Source organism: Alteromonas sp. MmMcT2-2 (assembly GCF_022348305.1).
In the GTDB taxonomy this organism is placed as follows: Bacteria; Pseudomonadota; Gammaproteobacteria; order Enterobacterales; family Alteromonadaceae; genus Alteromonas; species Alteromonas macleodii.
The window spans coordinates 42,150-60,729 of sequence record NZ_JAKRFA010000015.1 but is presented as its reverse complement, the minus strand read 5'-3'; the positions used below and the strand labels follow the sequence as shown (position 1 = coordinate 60,729).

Genomic DNA, 18,580 nt, shown 5'->3' with positions numbered 1-18,580 from the left:
TAACGCGCCTTTCGTAACCTTATTTTCTTAAAAGAGTTTTCATGTTTAGACCATCGCTTACGCTCATTGCCTTAGCCGTTAGTGCGCCTTCTTTTGCTAATGATGCCCAAAAGGATATGGAACGTATTATCGTTTCTGGAAGTCGTGTTATTGAAAGTATTGATGAAGTACCAGCGTCAATCACCGTTATTTCAAGAAAGCAGATTGAAGATCACCTAAAGGTAAATCCCGAGTTACAGAGCTTGTTAGCGCAGATGGTGCCGGGCTTAGCTCCAGATACAGGTAGTTCGAGCAATACTGGCCAGTCTTTGCGCGGACGAGCTCCGCTTGTGATGATTGACGGTGTGCCTCAGTCCACGCCGCTTAGAAATGGCTCGTTAGGTGTGAAAACGATTGACCCTAGCGCGCTTGCTAGAATTGAGGTAATTAAGGGCGCTACGTCTGTTTATGGCAATGGAGCGTCAGGCGGTATTATCAACTACATTACCAAACAAGCAACAGCGCAAGACACGCATGAGGGCCAAGTGAGTTTGTCTTCACGTTTTAGCGCAGTGAAGCTTGAAGAGTCAGCCGGTGCGCGTATTTCAGCTGCGATTAACGGCAAGGTGGAGAATTTCGATTACCTTGTTACCGCCAGTTACGAGGAAAACGGCGTTCAGCGCGATGCAGAAGGCGACATCTTAGGTTTGCAGTACGGCCTGTCAGACGCTGAAACACAGAACTACTTTACCAAATTTGGTTACGATTTCGATCAAGAGAAACGCCTTCAATTTAGCTACAACTACTTTAGCTCTCAACAAAAAACTGATTTGGGAGATGTTCCCGGAGACATCAACGAAGGCGTGAAAACCTACGCTATTCACGTACCTGAAGCTCTGCAAAAACGCGGTAAACCTCAGGGGCCTGACGGAAATGAGAACATCACCTTGAAATACACAGACAGCAATATCTTTGCAAACAGTGAAATGACGCTTGATGTGTACTCGCAAGATATTGAGAACGTATTCTTCTTTTCGCCTAACTTAGCTAACCCCGATGAAGGCTACGACGGCGGCCAGTCTATTATTCGCTCTGAAAAGCGCGGCGCTCGCGCGACGTTTAATACTGCCATTGATTTCGATGGCGTAGAAGCCACGTTTATCTATGGTATCGACGCACTGAAAGACACTACCTCACAACCGCTGGTTGATGGGCGCGTGTGGGTTCCTGAAATGGAAATGGACAGCTTAGCTGGCTTTTTACAAACAAAATGGGTAATTCACGACGACGTTATTGTAAAGGCAGGTGTGAGAAGGGAGAGTATCGATTTATCGGTTGATGACTACGAAACACTGAAGCTGTGTCGCTCTGAAACTCAATGCTCTGTTCCTCTTCAAGTTAAGGGGGACACTATAGATTACGACGCAACCACTTATAACATTGCAATTAAGTATAACTGGAGCGACAGCTTTAGCCCGTTTTTCAATTACTCGCAAGGTTCAGATATCGCTGACATTGGCCGCCTACTGCGCGCTGCAACGGTAGATGATATTGGTCTTATTCAAACGGAAGCTTCTATCATCGATAACTACGAAGTGGGTTTCACTTCTCTTTTCGACCAGGTACGCCTTGAAGTTGCGGCTTACAGAAGTACATCTGAACTTGGTACGACCAATAGTTTCAACGAAGTGACAGGTGTGTATGAGCCTGTACGCGCACCACAGGAAATTTGGGGTTATGAAGGCTTAGTAGACTATCGAATCTCTGAAACGCTCAATGTGATAGCCACATATAGTTACGTTGAAGGGAAAAATACCGAAGCTGATGTGTACCTTGGCTCTCGCCAAATTAGTCCACCCAAAGCAACGGCAAACGTAAACTGGAAGCCATCAGACACTTTATCGTTAACAGTTAGCTATCTGTATGTGGGTGATCGTAAACGCTTCTCGCCAAATGCTGACGGCGACTATGTGGGCGATCAAGGACCTATATCGAGCTATAATATTGTTAACCTAAGTGGACAGTACCAGTTCGCTGAAAACTGGAACGCGTTTATGGGTGTCGAAAACCTGTTTAACAGCGACTACTATCCTGCGCGCGCTCAGTCATACACCTACGGTGGCTACAATATTAAAGGATTAGGCACCACAGCAACCCTTGGTGTGACTTACTCTTTCTAACCAATAGCACCTCGTCTAATTGTGGCGAGGTGCCTTCTCTCTACCATCACTTTCAGTGATGCTTGTCTATTACAGCAATAATCGCTAATTTCGTAACAACTCATTAACAATGAATTGTGTAGGAATTACCGTGAGCAACGCTGAACAACAATTGCATTATTCTACTTGTACGCTTTGTGAAGCAATGTGTGGTATTGAGGTAGCGACGAAAGGCCGTCAAATACTGTCAATAAAAGGGGATAAAGAAAACCCATTTAGCCAAGGTCATATCTGCCCGAAAGCGAGTGCGTTAAAAGACTTGTACGACGATCCTGACCGCTTGAAGCGCCCGGTAAAAAGGGTACGAATTGACGGCGAGGCGAGTGCATCGGAAGACAGTGCATTGGAAGACTGCACCTGGGAAGAGATTTCGTGGGATGAAGCCTTTGATTTGGTCGCAAACAATTTACACCACATCCAGCAGGCACACGGCAATAATGCGGTAGGTGTGTATTTAGGAAATCCCAATGCGCACAATATGGGCTCAATATTATTCGGACCGTATTTCTATCGTGCCCTCAAGTCGCACAACCGCTATTCCGCTACCTCCGTTGACCAGTTGCCCCATCATATTGTTAGTCGACGACTGTTTGGTCATATCTCCCAAATTCCCATTCCTGACATTGATCACACGCAGCACTTTATGATCATCGGCGGGAATCCGCTGGCCTCTAATGGCAGCATTATGACCGTGCCAAACGTGAAAAAGCGTTTAAAGGGCATTCAAAAACGTGGAGGGAAGGTCGTCGTTATCGACCCTAAACGCAGCGAAACTGCCGATATCAGCTGTGAACATCACTTTATTCGTCCAGGCAGTGACGCGCTGTTACTGCTAGCTATGCTGCATGTATTGTTTGAAAAGCAGTTATACAAGGCGGATGAAATTTTACCTTATGCCGAGGATATAAAAGCGGTCGAAAAATACGTTCGCGATTATTCACCACAAAAGGTGAGCGAGCTTACCGGTATTACAGCTTCACAAATCACTCAGCTTGTTTTGGACTTCTGCAATGCTGAGTCTGCAGTTTGTTATGGAAGGATGGGGGCTAGCGTACAAGCGTTTGGTACGCTCACTCAGTATCTCATCATGCTGTTTAATATGCTCACCGGAAACCTAGATAAGCGGGGTGGCATGATGTTTACTCAGCCAGCCGCCGACGTATTACCTGTATCAGGCAAGGGCAGCATGGGCGGATTTACCTCTCGCGTAAGAGGGCTTCCGGCGTTTGCTGGTGAGTATCCGGTGGCGTGTTTAGCCGAGGAAATCTTAACCCCGGGAGAAGGACAAATTAAGGCCATGGTAATTGGTGCAGGTAATCCCGTGGTCACTACACCAAATGCAGAACAGCTTGATAAAGCATTTCCTCAACTCGATTTTATGGTTGCGGTGGATTTTTACGTTACCGAAACCTCCCGACATGCAGATGTGATCCTTCCTCCGGTAACCGCGCTAGAACGCGACCACTACGACATTGTTTTTCACAACTTTGCCGTGCGAAATTTCGCTAAGTATTCGGAAGCGGTGGTGGACATTGACGAATACCAGCTTAGCGACTGGCAAATATACCTTTCGTTAGCAGAAAGGCTCGATGCGCTAAACGGAAAAAACACCGCACACTATGCTGCGCTTTGGGACAAGCAGCCTAAAGGTGTGGTCGATGATTTGTTGCAAGCAGGTCTTTATGGTCGAGCAGCAAGTAAAAAAGAGGGCGCTGATGCTAACTTAAGCGAAACTTCAACCGCTATCCCGGAAGGCGGGTTGTCGATTGATACGCTTAAAGCACACCCACACGGTATCGACTTGGGGCCGCTACAGCCGTCTTTGCCTCATGCCTTGTTCCATGAAGATAAGAAGATTCACTTAGATTTTGATTACTTCATGGCTGATTTAGACAGGGTTAACACGCATTTTTTTGGAAAAGCGAACCATGGTACGCCGCAAAATCAGCCCGTTGTTTTGATAGGGCGCCGGCATATTAAAACTAATAATTCGTGGCTGCATAACAGCCCTCGTATGGTGAAAGGTAATAACCGCTGTACGCTGCAGCTTCACCCTGATGACGGGGCTAAATATGGCATTACAGATGGCGATGAGGTAAGTGTGAAATCGCGGGTTGGCCGGCTAACCATAGAGGCTGAAATCACAGATGCAATTATGCCTGGCGTGGTATCTATTCCCCATGGATGGGGGCACAACAAAAAAGGCATAAAGTTGTCTGTGGCAAGTCAGCACCCTGGGGTAAACACCAATATTCTTACTGACGATTTACAGGTAGACGAATTATCGGGAAATGCGGTGCTAAATGGCGTGCCCGTGGAGCTAGAAAAAGTAAGTTAAACACATAAAAAAGCCGGCATTAACTAAAAAGCTAATGCCGGCTTTTGTGAGAAAGTGCTCAGCTACAGTCTAACATTCCAGAACGCGATCTACATAGTAACAAACTCTTCTGCACTGGTAGGGTGAATAGCTACACACGCATCAAAGTCAGCTTTAGTCGCGCCCATTTTTATGGCAACGGCGAAGCCTTGCAGAATTTCATCCATGCCGTGCCCAATACCGTGAAGGCCTACCACTTTTTCGTCTTTACCCGCGCATACCAACTTCATCTTGGTCATTTGACGGTGGCGGGTTACCGCGGTGTACATAGACGCAAAACTAGAGGTGTACACTTTAACGTTGTCTTCACCGTATTCTTCAATAGCTTCTGGCTCGGTTAAGCCAATAGTGCCAATGGGTGGATGACTAAAGACCACGGTTGGAATCATTGAATAATCCATGTGAGCGTCTTTTTTGCCGTTGAATAAGCGTTCGCTTAGCAAGCGACCTGCTTTAACTGCCACTGGAGTAAGCTCTGCTTCACCGGTAATATCACCAACCGCGTAGACATTCTTTGCCGTGGTGTTTTGATATTTGTCGACCTTAACCGTGCCGTTGTCGTTCAGTTCAACGTCGGTATTTTCAATATCAATTTTGTCAGTAGAGGGTTTACGGCCAATCGCCCAAATCAAGCAGTCAGCTTTTAACACTTCGCCATTGGTTAAGTGTACTGATAGCTCGCCATCGTCAGCTTTTTCCACTTTCTCTACGCTAGCATGGTCGTGCAATTTGCAACCTTCAGCGTGGATCATATCCACTAAGGTTTCGTGAATAATAGGGTCGAAATTTCTAAGTGGAGCGTGTTTGCGAACTACCAAATGCGATTCTGTGCCAAGGGCGTGAAGAACGCCGGCCAGTTCAACTCCAATGTAGCCTGCGCCAACCACGACAGCGCGCTTCGGCTGCTCTTTTAAGGCAAAGAAACCATCAGAATCAATACCGTACTCAGCACCTTCAATATCTGGGATGATTGGGCGGCCGCCTACAGCAATCGTAATATGGTCAGCCGTGTACTTTTCGCCGTTGACTTCTACCGTGTTGTTATCGATAAACTTCGCGAAACCGCGAATTAAGGTAACGTCATTTGCGGTAAGAGCGCGGTCGTAAGAAGCATGAATACGCTCAATATAAGCCTGGCGGCTGGCAATTAGGCTGTCCCAGCTAAAGTGATTTACCGACAAATCGAACCCGTATTCAGGTGCATAGCGATGTATGGCTTCAGCCACCTGTGCTCCGTACCACATGGCTTTTTTAGGCACGCAGCCAACGTTCACGCAAGTACCGCCAATATCTTTCGCTTCAATGATGGCGGCCTTCTTTCCGTGTTTAGCTGCACGGTTTGCAGATGCGATACCACCGCTGCCACCGCCAATACATATATAATCAAAATGTGTCATTCAAAAAGCCTTCTTTGTCGGTTAGGCGAACGTAAACGATAAGCATAAATGCCTTCGGAAGGTTCGCACAGCAAATCATTCTCTATCGGTCTTGTCATAAAGAATAATCAAAAGACCGAGATTTGCTTTAGGGAATTTCATTTAGTTTATCAATGGGGACAGTGCAGCCTAATTAAAAGGCTAAGACAAAGCGAAGCATATTCATGCATCGCTCATCCTGCTTTCAGCACGTAACCTGTAGAACTTATTCACTTATAGTAGCAGAAAGCTCTTCTGGTTCTATTTGAATACTAAACGCTTTTCCACGTTCTTCTTCAAAGTGTACGAGTTTTTGAATGGTGGCATCACTAAACACATGTCCCTCGGGAAGGATAAGGATGTGACTATCGTTATACAAATTTTGGGCTAGTACCATGCCTGCTTTGAGCTGCGAGGCTTTCAATGATGTAGAAAGCAGTTTAGATGTCGTTACATCTTCTGCTTCGAGTAACAGGTCCAAAAATTCACCGTCATAGCGGGTGTTTCTGTGCTTTTTCATTTCTAGTTTGGCATCGCGAGGGCTCATTTCGATACCGCTCATTCTGCCGGTTACTAAGCGCCAGTAATCTCGGGCTATGGCCAAGATACGCGCGCCAGCAGGAATTTCTTTTGCAACTTTGTTATACAAGCCTGAGCCATTATAGTGCTCGAACTGAAATTCAATAATGTCAGAAACTTGATGTAGTTCATGAGCCGGAGCAAGTATTAACGCAGCCTGCTTGGTTTGCGATAGATAGTTTTGCTGCTGTTGATATTTAAGCTTTGAAAATGGCGCCTTAAAATCTTCGCTTTCAAGCCCTAGTAACCCAAGCTCGCAGATAAGGCCCGCATAACGCACCTGTTTGATTTCTTCTTTCTCTAACCGAGCAATACGCGCTAGTTTTGATGCCAACTCGCTAACCTCAATGGCAAACTTACCATTAATGTCAGGGTTAATGCTTATCACGTTGAACAGCACCTGCTCCATTGCAAGGTTGTGTTTTTCGATTTTATTTAGCGCCGCTTTTATTTGGCGCGTGCGCTTTTTAACCACTTGTTCTAGTGAAGCATTTACGTCGCGTAGCTTTTTATTTTGCAGTCGTGTTAGTTTTTGAAGACGAAGGTTTTCCGCCTTTAACTTAACGCGTTCTAAGCCTTCTTCTACAACAGCGATAAGCTCTTGGTTGTCCCATGGCTTTTGCAGGTAACGGTGTATCTTGCCTTGGTTTACAGCCTTAATGGTCGATTCAATGTCGGCATAGCCCGTTAGTACAACTCTAAAGGTTTCAGGATAATTGGTAGCGACCTGTTCGAGTAATTCCGCACCTGACATCTGCGGCATTTTCATGTCAGAAATAACAACGTGAACATCGTGTTTACTCATTAAATCTAACGCTTTGGCACCACTATCAGTAAGCAGTAAGGTGATATCCATAGTGAACAGAGCACGCTTAATAGCGCGAAGGATATTCGGTTCGTCGTCGACAAATAGAACCGTGTAGGTCGTGGCTTGTTCCGTAGTACGCTCTGTCATGAATTATTATCCTTATAAGCGACGTTACAACTATTACACGCAATGCTGCTTGATAACACTATTACTTGCTTCATCCTTCGCTCTCTGACTTTTTATCTGAATCTGAATTAATGGGGAGCGCTAAGGTGAATACGCTTCCTTCCCCCTCTTTGCTGGTGGCTGAGAGCGTGCCGCCATGCTCCTGAGCAATGCCAAACGAAATTGAAAGACCTAAGCCAGTGCCTTGCCCTTCAGGTTTAGTTGTAAAAAATGGATTGAAGAGTTTGTCTAAATGACTTGATGGAATACCGCAGCCAGTGTCTTCTACACGAAGCTCGACAAACTTGCCCGCAGTACAGGTGGTAATAGTTATCTTACCGTTCTTACCCGTGCTCTCTATCGCTTGACCCGCGTTAATGAGTAAGTTGGTAACAACCTGAGAAACCTTGCCTACATTCATGGCAACGTCAGGGACTTTGCCTAAATGCGTTTCGACAGTACAAATATACTTTAATTGGTTGTTCACCATGGCAAGGGTAGTGCGTACACAATCATTAATGTTGTGCTGCTGCATGTGGTCACTGTCTACACGAGAGAATAGCTTTAACCCTTTTACAATTTCAGCAACCCGACTTAAACCGTCTCTCGAATCGCTGAGGAGGTCGGTGATATCTTCATTGATAAACGCCATATCCTGATTAGCTAACATTTTTTCTAGTTCTGATAAGGCAGAAGCACGCTTACCCTCGTCTTGCTCATTAAGCACCGCGTTAATTTGTGAGAATATCATTTGGTAGGTAGCAACGTACTCGCTTAAGGTGGATATGTTGCTGCTGACAAAACCGACAGGATTGTTAATTTCATGGGCGACCCCCGCTGCTAGCTGGCCAACTGACGCCATTTTCTCAGCTTGAAGTAGTTGTACCTGGGTCTCTTTTAGATCTTTATTGGCCTCTTGGAGTTGATAGTTTTTCTGATGCAGCAATGCGGTTCTATCCTGAACCTTTTCTTCAAGTAGCGTGTTAAGCTCTTTAAGCTCATCTTGCGCGTATTGACGCTGCGCATGTTCTTCTTTTAAACGCTCAACCAGTTGATTAAATGCCTCTGCCAGTTCGCTTAACTCATCAGTGCCGCGCACGGGAACAAAAACATCTTGATAGCTGTTGTTTTTCACTGCATCACCTAAACGTTTAGCGCCTTCGTGTAATTGATGAAGCTGCGACATCAGGTAAGAACCAAGTAAGTAAGAGCACAATCCGACCAAAATAAATTCTAGAAAAGCCAGTGTAACTGTCCAGTTTCTCACCCTTGATACAGATTCAGTTACTGAAGCAATGTTAAGCCCAATCTCTACATATCCGTACAAAGTCCTGTTCACCATGATGGGGGCTCGGGTGTTGTAAATACCATCATCAGCGTCCGAAACACTTGTGTCGGCAGTAAAAGGGCGGTTTAGTGCGTTGGTGTTACCCTTTTCTACGAAAACTCTGCCTAATTTGTCTTTAACTTTGACGTAAGCAATATTGGGGTTGGTAAGAATTTCTGAGACGTCGGCATCTAGAGCTGCAAGGTCATAACTTAAAAAGGCATTTTTTGTCGTCGAAACAAAAAGGGCAACTGTGGTGTCGGCTGACTTCTTTATATTACTGTCGACAAGGTCATTAAGTAGCTGAAACACCGTCACAATGAGCACTAGCAGCAAAAGCGCTGCTATTGATGCGATGCCTGTTATTGTTTTTATACGCAACGACAGTTTCATACGAGTCTACTCATAAATGCGGCCTCGATAGCGATGCTATTCCCAATGCTCTCACGTCGTCCCAATCACTGTCGTTTGACGCTATAAAGCCGTTAAATCCAATACCTTTTAAAATCCAAGACTTACTTGTGTCATTCGACAAAGCAAGTAATGCATTAAGAATAGCTTGTCTGTCAGCGAGTGCCATATTTGGATGGGTTGCGATAGCATGAGGCGTATAACCTTTGCTCTTCCAAAGGACACGTAATTCTTGTTTAACGTCGTCAGGTGAACTGTTAAGCGTACGGACAATGCCACCCCCAGCATTGAAAAAGCCCCTTTGTACTGCGAGGTACACAGAGTCATGAGAATTGACGTAGCGCGGTACAAAAGCAATGCTTTTCATCCGCAAGTGAGCGCTTGTGATAATTGTGGCAGCAAACGCAGCTAGCGCTGGGAAGGCTACTTCGGTACCGCTTAAGTCATCCAGAGAGCGTATGGGGCTGTCTTTATGTACAACAAGTAAGCCGCGAATTTCTTTATCGCGTTGGCGCGCAAGCGCGCGGTATCCCGCAGATTCATTAAAGACCACAAAGTGGTAGGGGTTCATGTAGGCAATATCATATTTGCCGTCGGCGAGATTAGCCTCGAAGGTGGGAATGTCTTTTGCAGTTTTAAAATCAATCTTAAAACCGGTGTAATTGCTCACATAGTCGATTAAGGGTTGCCATGTTTCAGCCATTTTCTTGGCAGACTGCTGAGGTACAACAGCAAAAGTAAGGGGTTTAGCATTTGTCGGTAATGCGCAAACACCTACAAGCAAACTTAAAAGAGCGAATCGCGATAACCAAGCCATAATGTCACTCCCTTTAAATCGATTTACATCGACATAAACTGCTCAAGGACCATTGTTAAGTCATGATTTGAGAACGGCTTTTGTAAGGTGGCATCAGCCCCTATCTCAAGCGCGCGCTCCAGGCTAATTTCATCGAGTGCCGATATGACCACAATTTTGAGATCTTTATATTTACTTTGATCTCGCGTGAATTCGATAACGCTGTAACCGTCCATGCCTGGCATACTTAAATCAAGGGTCATGACTTTGGGCTCGTATTGGCTCAACATAATCCCCGCTTGGAAGCCGCCTGTAGCGATATACGACTCATAACCCGCCCGTATGGCCACGCGCTGAATAGACTTGGCAACTGGCATTTCATCGTCAACAATTAATATTGAGGGCGTGGCAATGCCTTTCAATGAATCGGGAATTGGCATGTCGTGTCGTTCAAGAAAGGCGACAAAATCTTCTACTAATACTCTGTTGTTTCCACGCCCAGGAAGTTTGAAGCCTTTCAGCTTGCCGCTTTCGATCCATCGAATTACGGTGCGCAGATTTACATCGCAATACGAGGCTATTTCGCCTGAGGTCAACGTTTTCATATCTATGCCTTGTAGATTTATTAATCGAAATTATAGACGCTGAACAGCGAAGGGACAAAGTAGACAAAAGGATGAAATGTGACATTTGTGACAGAGCTTGGCGGAGCTGACTGTGTTGTTCAGTTTTTATGAGGGGCATTAAGAAAAACGGTGCAGCGGCATTCATTGAATTCGTAAATATAGGCAATAATCATGATCCATGCACGTTAACGGCAAGTAAGTTCAAAATAGGTCAACAGTGGCTAAAACAATAGCTTGCTTTTAATCAGCGAAGCCCCATCATTATTCTATCAACGTGTTAAGAGTGAAAAAGATTATGACAACCCCTGCAATTGAAATGGTAGATGGTCTACCAATTTTTTCTGCTATTGAACCTGCCTCTATTAAGCCTGCAATTGAAAAAGCCATTGCGGCGTGCAAAAGCGAAATAGAAGAGGTCGTGGCGTCGAAAGATTACTCTTACCAGAATTTAGTGCTGCGCCTTGAAGAGGCCGATGATCGTTTAAGTAAAATATTTTCACCCGTTTCGCATATGAATAGTGTAGTGAGCAGCGATGAATTGCGTGAAGCTCACGATGCGTGTTTGCCATTACTATCTGAATATGGAACTTGGGTAGGCCAGCACGAAGGCCTTTACAATGCTTACGCTTCCCTTAAAGCGTCTGACGAATTTGCGACCTTAAGCGAAGAGCAGCAGAAAATGATTGAAAACGCCGTTCGCGATTTCACATTGTCAGGCGTAGCGCTTCCCGCAGAGCAAAAGAAGCGTTTTGCAGAGATCCAGGCAAAGCTTAGCGAGCTATCGTCAACCTTTTCCAATAATGTGATGGACGCCACTATGGGCTGGACTAAACACATTACCGATGAAACTGAACTTGCCGGTATGCCAGAGTCAGCCCTTGAAGCAGCGGCGCAAGCTGCGCACCAAAAAGACTTACAAGGCTGGTTGTTTACGTTAGACATTCCGTCTTATTTGCCAGTCATGCTTTACGCCGATAATCGCGAACTTCGCGAAGAAATGTATCGCGCCTATGCAACAAAAGCGTCCGATCAAGGCCCTAATGCGGGTAAGTGGGATAACACCGATATAATCAAAGAGACCTTAACGCTGCGTACTGAATTGGCTGAATTGTTAGGCTTTTCAAGTTATGCAGAGCGTTCACTAGCGACTAAAATGGCAGACTCTACCGATCAGGTCATCGGTTTCTTACGTGATTTGGCGGCTAAGTCTAAGCCTCAGGCAGAGAAAGAGCTTGAAGAAGTACGAGCGTACGCGAAAGACAAGCATGGTGTCAGCGAGCTAGCGGCATGGGATTTACCGTATTACAGCGAGAAACTGAAACAGGAAAAGTACACGATTTCTGATGAAATGCTTCGGCCTTATTTCCCTGAAGATAAAGTGCTGTCTGGTTTATTCGAAGTTGTACATCGCCTGTACGGCTTAAAAATTATTGAGCAGCCTGGCATTGATACATGGCATAAAGATGTACGTTACTTCACCATTACTGACGATGCTGATGTGATGCGCGGCAGCTTTTACCTAGACTTATACGCACGAGCTAAAAAGCGTGGCGGCGCGTGGATGGATGAATGTCGAGTTCGTCGTGAAAAAATGAATGGCGAATTGCAGCTACCCGTTGCGTACCTTACCTGTAATTTCAACGCACCTGTAGGGGATAAGCCAGCGCTATTCACCCACGATGAAGTGGTGACCATGTTCCATGAGTTTGGTCATGGGATCCATCACATGCTTACTAAAATGCGCGTAGCGGGTGTATCCGGTATTAACGGTGTGCCATGGGATGCGGTTGAACTGCCAAGTCAGTTTTTAGAAAACTGGTGCTGGGAAGAAGACGCACTTAACTTTATCTCTGGTCACTATGAAACTGGCGAACCGCTTCCTGCTGATTTACTGGAGCGTATGCTTGCTGCACGGGATTACCAGTCAGCGATGCAGATGGTACGCCAGCTTGAATTCAGTCTTTTCGACTTCTTACTGCATAGCGAAAAAGGCAGTGAGGTAGACGTACAGGGCACATTGGATAAAGTGCGTGAAGAGGTGGCCGTGGTCATTCCTCCATCGTTTAACCGTTTCCAAAACGGCTTTGGTCACATATTTGCTGGTGGATACGCAGCGGGCTATTACAGCTATAAGTGGGCCGAGGTGCTTTCTGCCGACGCGTACAGCAAGTTTGAAGAGGATGGCATCTTTAACCGCGATACGGGCAAAGCGTTCTTAGAAAACATTTTAGAAATGGGCGGTAGTAAGCCTCCTATGGACTTGTTTGTTGCTTTTAGAGGGCGCGAGCCCCAAGTTGACGCTTTGCTTCGTCACAGCGGTATTAAAGGCTAGGCACACATGAAAGAGTCTAAGTTAGAGTCTTTTCAATCTATCTACCGCCGAGCGTGCGAGCGCAAAGGCGGTGAAAGGGTGCTTGAAGCCATGCTCCAAGCGCCACTTTCTAAAGCGCAAATTGAAGCAATTCCTGACGACCGCTTTTTAGCGGCGATGACCAAAAAAGTGTTCCAGTCGGGCTTCGTGTGGCGAGTTATCGAGCAAAAATGGCCCGACTTTGAAACCGTATTTTTCGGGTTCGACATTGATAAAGTGTTGTTGATGCCCGATGAAATGCTAGAGCAAAAAGCGTCAGATAAGCGCATTGTTCGCAACTATAAAAAAGTGATGACAGTGCGTGACAATGCCATGATGATTAAAGACGTAGCCCTGGAGCACGGTAGCTTTGGTAAGTTCGTAGCAGGCTTTGAAAAAGACAATATCACTGAGCTTTGGGCGTTTTTGAAAAAACGCGGTGCGCGATTAGGTGGCAACACCGGCCCCTACATGCTTCGTGCACTCGGCATAGACACGTTTTTATTCTCTCGTGACGTGGAAGATTACTTGCGAAAGAATGAAATTATCGACGGTGGCTTAACCTCGAAAAAGTCGCTGTCGGCGGCCAATGCGGCATTTGCGCAATGGCATGAGGAAAGCGGCCGTTCTTTGCAAGAGATCAGTGCCATTGTTGCCTATAGTTGGGGCACAAACAATCAGGTAGCGTAGAGCAAGCTGCTCTAGTTTTCTAAACATGCGAGCTTGTGCCTTGCAGGCTCCGCTTTTGTAAAGGTCAAAGGCTTGATTTACATCAGGAGACAGTCAGGCATAAAGCTTTTGCTTGAGCACACAATCCTATACACTTCGGCATTAATAAAAATATTCAAATTACAGGACTGTCATGAGCGACAATCAAACTCCCGCTACGCAAGCAGACTCTGCAATCGACAATGCTACTGAGCATACAACGCACTTTGGTTTCAAACAGGTGGATAAAGGGCAAAAAGCCTCTTTAGTTGCTAATGTTTTTGACTCTGTTGCAGCAAAGTACGACGTAATGAACGACCTTATGTCGATGGGAGTGCATCGTTTATGGAAGCGTTTCACAATAGACTGCAGCGGTGTTCGCACGGGCAATAAAGTATTGGATATTGCCGGTGGTACTGGCGATTTAACCGCTAAGTTTTCACGTTTGGTAGGGCCGACAGGACGCGTAACCCTTGCCGATATCAACTTGTCTATGCTGAAAGTAGGCCGTGATAAGCTGCGCGACCGCGGCTTGGTAAGCAATATCGACTATGTGCAAGCTGATGCGGAAGCACTGCCTTTCCCCGACAACCATTTTGATGTGGTGACCATGGCATTCGGCCTTCGCAACGTAACGGAAAAGCAAAACGCGCTTAATTCTATTTTTCGCGTGTTAAAACCAGGCGGCCGTTTACTGGTATTAGAATTTTCTAAGCCTACGTCAGAGCAGCTCAGCAAACTTTACGATATGTACTCGTTTCACATTTTGCCAAAAATGGGTCAGCTAGTGGCGAACGATGCAGAAAGCTACCAATACCTTGCGGAAAGCATACGTATGCACCCAGATCAAGAAACCTTGAAGGGGATGTTCGAGCAGGCTGGCTTCGAGCAATGTGATTACCAAAACCTGACTGGCGGTATTGTAGCGCTACATAGAGGTTATAAGTTTTAATGCCTACTTCTGCGCTGGTTACCGCAACGGCTGAATCGGTTTTAAACAAGTTGCTGTCTTTAGACGAAGACAGCGAAGTAAGGCTAAAAGCGCTTGCTGGCGCCAGGCTTACCGCGTTCATTTCGCCGCTTCCTTATGGTATTACGCTGTCGTTTTCTGACCGTATTGACGTACTCAGCGAACAAGGCTCGTTTGAAGACGCCGTCGCGTCCCTTGGGCCGAAAGACTGTTGTATTAAAACGTCGCTACAAACCTTGCCAGAGTTAAAAGAAACCAGCCAGTTGACTCGTCTTATTCAGCAAAAGGCCCTCTTTTTGGAAGGAGAGCTCAATGTTGCTCAGCAGGTCAGTGCCTTGTTTCAGCAGCTCGATATTGACATTGAAGAGTTGCTGGCACAAAAGACTAACGATGTTATTGCCCATCAGACCGTGAAAACGGTGAAATCCGTGCATGAGAAGTCGATGTCAGCGCTAGCGTCCATGGCGAAGGTATTCGGCAACGCCGTAGTAGAAGAAAAGCAGCTTGCTGCACACAAGCTGGCGGTTATGCACTTTAGTGACGAAGTTAATGCGCTTCGCGATCGAGCAGAAAGTGCAGATGCGAGACTGCGCCGCCTAGAAGAAAAATTTAAGTAAGATTGAGAGAAACAGGCTCATAAATGCGTATTGTTAGGTTATACCGAATTAACAAGGTATTGTTGGAACACGGCTTAGACGAACTTATTCCAGCAAAGTGGTTACCCTGGTACGCGCGGGCTATGCGTCATACCATTTTTTGGGTGCGAAACAAGCACAAGGGCAAGTCAGCCGGCGAGCGTATTACCCTTGCACTACAAAACCTTGGGCCTGTTTTTATTAAATTCGGCCAGATGCTCTCTACCCGCCGAGACTTGCTTCCCCCTGCCATTGCTAACGAACTTGCCCGTTTACAAGACAAAGTTCCGCCGTTTTCATCTGACGCTGCACAAGACATTATCAAGCAAGCGTTGGGGCTTTCTGACTTAAGCGAATTATTCAGTGAATTTGAAAAGGCGCCACTGGCGTCTGCCTCTATCGCCCAAGTTCACGCGGCAAAGTTAAAGCTTAACAATGAAGACGTTGTGGTAAAGGTGTTGCGCCCAGATATTCGCGATACCATCGTGGCGGACATGGAGCTATTGTTTAGCTTGGCTAACGTGCTTCAACGCTGGCTTCCTGATGGCAAACGACTGCGTCCTGTAGAAGTGGTTGTGGAATACCGCAAGACCATTGTTGATGAGCTGGATTTACTGCGTGAATCTGCAAACGGTATTCAGTTAGGGCGTAATTTTGAAGGTTCAGACGCGCTTTATGTACCTAAAATTTACAGTGACTATTGCCGCAATAATGTGTTGGTTATGGAGCGTATTTACGGTCTGCCAATCTCAAATATAGACGCATTACTTACCCAAAATACCAATATGAAAAAATTGGCCGAGCGCGGTGTGGAAGTATTCTTCACTCAGGTATTTCGCGACAGTTTTTTCCATGCAGACATGCACCCGGGCAATATCTTTGTATCTACCGAACACCCTGAAAACCCCAAATATATCGCCATCGATTTTGGCATTGTGGGTACGCTCAACCGTGAAGACAAGCGCTATCTGGCTGAGAACTTTATTGCCTTCTTCAACCGCGACTATCGCAAAGTCGCGCAGCTTCACGCCGACTCAGGCTGGGTACCGCAAGATACCAATATCGATGAGTTCGAGATGGCCATTCGAACCGTATGTGAGCCGATATTTCAAAAGCCATTAGCAGAAATATCCTTTGGTAACGTGTTGCTACAGCTTTTTAATACAGCACGACGTTTCAATATGGTGGTTCAGCCACAGCTTGTGCTACTGCAAAAAACATTGCTGTATATCGAAGGATTAGGCCGTCAGTTGTATCCTCAGCTCGACCTTTGGAAAACCGCTAAGCCGTTTCTTGAAAACTGGATGAAAGAGCAGATTGGCTTTACCGCCATGATGGGGAAGGTGAAAGACAACTTACCTTTCTGGTCTGAAAAACTACCTGAAATGCCAGATCTGCTGTACGACAGTTTACAGCAGATGAAGCGCTTGCCATTGCAACAACAAAGGGCACATTTGGCACTGCTCCAAGAGCAAAAGAAAACAACTCAGACCACTCATTTAAGCGTAGTGGGCGCCACTTTTGTGTTAATGACAGCAATACTGCCAATGTACGATTTATCATGGTATTTCCCTGCAAGTACAGGTGTAATTGGCGCAATTTGCTGGTATTTGGCCTGGCGGAAAGGGCATTAATTTTTGTTACGCTGCGGTGAAATATTTATGAAATCCGTAGTTTATCAATTAATTTGTATAGTAATCGTCCCGAAGAGTGTTATAGTGGCTATGGCTCTAAGCCAAAGTCTTTAAATAGACGCGATTTTGTATTATTTGCTATATGTTAAACCACTCGAGTTACCCGGTAATTTGTTGTAAGTTGTTTGTCCATTCGTAAGTAAGACCCAATACTCCGCCAATTTAAAGACTCTAAAGAACTTAGTTACACGCGCTTATGCGCAATTTAATACGATATTTGAGGTCTATACGACATGTCTAAAGTTACAGGCACAGTTAAGTGGTTCAACGCTGATAAAGGTTACGGTTTTCTAACTCAAGATAACGGCGGTAAGGACGTATTCGTTCATTTCCGTGCGATCATCTCTGACGGTTACAAAACGCTTCCAGAAGGTCAGCGAGTAGAATTTGAAGTTGAAGAAGGTCAAAAAGGTCTTCAAGCTGCTAACGTGCAAGCTATCTAAGAATTCAAAAACGGCGGTCATTTGACCGCTGTTTTTCTTTCTAATGTCTGTATTTCTACACCCACACTTAATGCGCGACAAAGCTTTTAGTCCATACCGCTTCGGTATATTTCATGTTCAACGAATAACGCTTTTCATCAATAGCTAGTCTACTGCGTAGCTATCGCTTTTCTCTCTCGGCTACACCACATAAGCACTCGTTCACCCCAATAAATTTGAAGCTCGCAGCATATTCCTAATATCAATACGCCACGGTATTGCGTAGTCATAGCGTTTAATGCTTTACTCATTACAACGCCCATTTGGGTAATACCAGTCCGCACAGTTAATTACCCACTCGGCGAGACTCAAAGTGTTCGTAATCGCGGCGATAAATACGTCTACAGGGAGTGCTTAATGCGCAAGACATCAACTATTCGATCTTCATTGGCCACCGCGCTACTTATTCTTAGTTCAAACCTTGCTTATGCTGCTCAGGCAAATGGACAAGTTGATGAGCAGGGTGTTTTAGCAATGGTGCTTAATACCGAAATCCGAATGGCAGATGTCGTGCCTAGTGAAGAAGAACGTAAAAACTTGAAGCAGCAAGCGAAAGACAATTACGCAGGTATGCTTGATTATGTGGTCCGTGTAAATGCGTCTAACAGAATTTATGAGCTTGTTTTAGAGGACTATGCAAAACAAAAAGGCATAACTGTTAATCAAACACTGGTAAGCAAGTTTATCGAGAAGTTTGAAGGTCAGGTTTCAAGTGAAACGACCACGAAACCCATTAAAGAGATAGCGACCAAGCAGGTTATGCAGTTTCAAACAGAAAAAGCGATGTATGAAGAATTTGGAGGGCGTGTTATCTTTCGCCAGTCTAACCCGCAAATGCCGATTGACGCTTACAATACACTGCTATCTCGCTATCGCGATGCAGGTAAACTTAGCATAATAGACGAGGACTTGCGGGATGCATTTTGGGATGTATTCACGCCTCCCTTTCAGTACGAAATTACACCAGAAAATGTTGACTTTAATCAGCCTTGGTGGCTTTAAATAGCCTCCATAAAAGTAAAGCGCCTGACGTAATTCG

General features: G+C 45.5%; 15 protein-coding genes. 9 read left to right on the top strand and 6 right to left on the bottom strand.

Going from position 1 to position 18,580, the window contains the following annotated elements; translation table 11 throughout:
* Positions 1-41: 41 nt before the first annotated feature.
* Together MHM99_RS10750 and MHM99_RS10745 are read left to right on the top strand one after the other, a co-directional pair.
* Complete coding sequence (locus tag MHM99_RS10750; RefSeq protein ID WP_171337414.1) at positions 42-2,159, top strand: TonB-dependent receptor; 2,118 nt, start codon at positions 42-44, stop codon at positions 2,157-2,159.
* A gap of 130 nt (positions 2,160-2,289) precedes the next feature.
* The gene (locus tag MHM99_RS10745) at positions 2,290-4,536 is read left to right on the top strand and encodes a molybdopterin oxidoreductase family protein (protein ID WP_239219291.1); all 2,247 of its coding nucleotides are present in this window, start codon (positions 2,290-2,292) and stop codon (positions 4,534-4,536) included.
* Between the two features lie 89 nt (positions 4,537-4,625).
* Here MHM99_RS10745 and gorA read toward each other — a convergent pair whose 3' ends face one another.
* The 5 genes from gorA to MHM99_RS10720 all read right to left on the bottom strand — a co-directional run bounded on the left by gorA (position 4,626) and on the right by MHM99_RS10720 (position 10,681).
* A complete protein-coding gene (gene gorA / locus MHM99_RS10740; protein WP_239219289.1) occupies positions 4,626-5,972 on the bottom strand; it encodes a glutathione-disulfide reductase in 1,347 nt (448 codons plus the stop codon).
* Positions 5,973-6,216: 244 nt separating this feature from the next.
* Positions 6,217-7,524 (bottom strand): response regulator, encoded by a 1,308-nt coding sequence (locus MHM99_RS10735; protein WP_239219287.1) that lies wholly within the window; start codon positions 7,522-7,524, stop codon positions 6,217-6,219.
* A gap of 70 nt (positions 7,525-7,594) precedes the next feature.
* On the bottom strand, positions 7,595-9,262 hold the full coding sequence (locus MHM99_RS10730) for an ATP-binding protein (protein ID WP_239219285.1): 1,668 nt from the start codon (positions 9,260-9,262) through the stop codon (positions 7,595-7,597).
* A 10-nt stretch (positions 9,263-9,272) separates the two neighbouring features.
* Positions 9,273-10,097, bottom strand: coding sequence for a phosphate/phosphite/phosphonate ABC transporter substrate-binding protein (locus MHM99_RS10725; RefSeq protein ID WP_168533330.1), 825 nt, complete (start codon positions 10,095-10,097; stop codon positions 9,273-9,275).
* A 23-nt stretch (positions 10,098-10,120) separates the two neighbouring features.
* The gene (locus MHM99_RS10720) at positions 10,121-10,681 is read right to left on the bottom strand and encodes a response regulator (RefSeq protein WP_239219283.1); all 561 of its coding nucleotides are present in this window, start codon (positions 10,679-10,681) and stop codon (positions 10,121-10,123) included.
* A gap of 316 nt (positions 10,682-10,997) precedes the next feature.
* Here MHM99_RS10720 and prlC point away from each other — a divergent pair, with 316 nt between their 5' ends.
* The 6 genes from prlC to MHM99_RS10690 all read left to right on the top strand — a co-directional run bounded on the left by prlC (position 10,998) and on the right by MHM99_RS10690 (position 17,502).
* A complete protein-coding gene (gene prlC / locus MHM99_RS10715; protein WP_239219273.1) occupies positions 10,998-13,034 on the top strand; it encodes an oligopeptidase A in 2,037 nt (678 codons plus the stop codon).
* A gap of 6 nt (positions 13,035-13,040) precedes the next feature.
* Positions 13,041-13,742, top strand: a complete 702-nt coding sequence (locus MHM99_RS10710) for a DNA-3-methyladenine glycosylase I (protein ID WP_014977550.1) — start codon at positions 13,041-13,043, stop codon at positions 13,740-13,742.
* A 172-nt stretch (positions 13,743-13,914) separates the two neighbouring features.
* Positions 13,915-14,712 (top strand): bifunctional demethylmenaquinone methyltransferase/2-methoxy-6-polyprenyl-1,4-benzoquinol methylase UbiE, encoded by a 798-nt coding sequence (gene ubiE / locus MHM99_RS10705; protein WP_061486661.1) that lies wholly within the window; start codon positions 13,915-13,917, stop codon positions 14,710-14,712.
* Positions 14,712-15,347: an SCP2 sterol-binding domain-containing protein gene (locus tag MHM99_RS10700; RefSeq protein WP_014977549.1), complete on the top strand. Its 636-nt coding sequence runs from the start codon at positions 14,712-14,714 to the stop codon at positions 15,345-15,347. Before ubiE ends, MHM99_RS10700 begins: the two co-directional genes overlap by 1 nt.
* Positions 15,348-15,370: 23 nt before the next feature.
* Positions 15,371-16,999 carry a ubiquinone biosynthesis regulatory protein kinase UbiB gene (gene ubiB, locus MHM99_RS10695; protein WP_239219271.1) on the top strand — a complete coding sequence of 543 codons (1,629 nt, stop codon included), beginning with the start codon at positions 15,371-15,373 and terminating at the stop codon, positions 16,997-16,999.
* Positions 17,000-17,292: 293 nt separating this feature from the next.
* Positions 17,293-17,502, top strand: a complete 210-nt coding sequence (locus tag MHM99_RS10690) for a cold-shock protein (protein ID WP_012519905.1) — start codon at positions 17,293-17,295, stop codon at positions 17,500-17,502.
* A gap of 149 nt (positions 17,503-17,651) precedes the next feature.
* Here the strand turns inward: MHM99_RS10690 and MHM99_RS10685 are convergent, their stop codons facing one another.
* Positions 17,652-17,792, bottom strand: a complete 141-nt coding sequence (locus MHM99_RS10685) for a hypothetical protein (RefSeq protein ID WP_239219269.1) — start codon at positions 17,790-17,792, stop codon at positions 17,652-17,654.
* A 106-nt stretch (positions 17,793-17,898) separates the two neighbouring features.
* Between MHM99_RS10685 and MHM99_RS10680 the strand changes: the two genes are divergently transcribed.
* Complete coding sequence (locus MHM99_RS10680) at positions 17,899-18,543, top strand: hypothetical protein (RefSeq protein ID WP_239219267.1); 645 nt, start codon at positions 17,899-17,901, stop codon at positions 18,541-18,543.
* Positions 18,544-18,580 lie beyond the last annotated feature (37 nt).

Bases quoted from the DNA above. Each gene is read 5' to 3' on its own strand.
- MHM99_RS10750 (WP_171337414.1), top strand. From the start codon at position 42: ATGTTTAGACCATCGCTTACGCTCATTGCCTTAGCCGTTAGTGCGCCT.
- gorA (WP_239219289.1), bottom strand. From the start codon at position 5,972: ATGACACATTTTGATTATATATGTATTGGCGGTGGCAGCGGTGGTATC.
- MHM99_RS10735 (WP_239219287.1), bottom strand. From the start codon at position 7,524: ATGACAGAGCGTACTACGGAACAAGCCACGACCTACACGGTTCTATTT.
- MHM99_RS10730 (WP_239219285.1), bottom strand. From the start codon at position 9,262: ATGAAACTGTCGTTGCGTATAAAAACAATAACAGGCATCGCATCAATA.
- MHM99_RS10725 (WP_168533330.1), bottom strand. From the start codon at position 10,097: ATGGCTTGGTTATCGCGATTCGCTCTTTTAAGTTTGCTTGTAGGTGTT.
- MHM99_RS10720 (WP_239219283.1), bottom strand. From the start codon at position 10,681: ATGAAAACGTTGACCTCAGGCGAAATAGCCTCGTATTGCGATGTAAAT.
- prlC (WP_239219273.1), top strand. From the start codon at position 10,998: ATGACAACCCCTGCAATTGAAATGGTAGATGGTCTACCAATTTTTTCT.
- MHM99_RS10710 (WP_014977550.1), top strand. From the start codon at position 13,041: ATGAAAGAGTCTAAGTTAGAGTCTTTTCAATCTATCTACCGCCGAGCG.
- ubiE (WP_061486661.1), top strand. From the start codon at position 13,915: ATGAGCGACAATCAAACTCCCGCTACGCAAGCAGACTCTGCAATCGAC.
- MHM99_RS10700 (WP_014977549.1), top strand. From the start codon at position 14,712: ATGCCTACTTCTGCGCTGGTTACCGCAACGGCTGAATCGGTTTTAAAC.
- ubiB (WP_239219271.1), top strand. From the start codon at position 15,371: ATGCGTATTGTTAGGTTATACCGAATTAACAAGGTATTGTTGGAACAC.
- MHM99_RS10690 (WP_012519905.1), top strand. From the start codon at position 17,293: ATGTCTAAAGTTACAGGCACAGTTAAGTGGTTCAACGCTGATAAAGGT.
- MHM99_RS10685 (WP_239219269.1), bottom strand. From the start codon at position 17,792: ATGAGTAAAGCATTAAACGCTATGACTACGCAATACCGTGGCGTATTG.
- MHM99_RS10680 (WP_239219267.1), top strand. From the start codon at position 17,899: ATGCGCAAGACATCAACTATTCGATCTTCATTGGCCACCGCGCTACTT.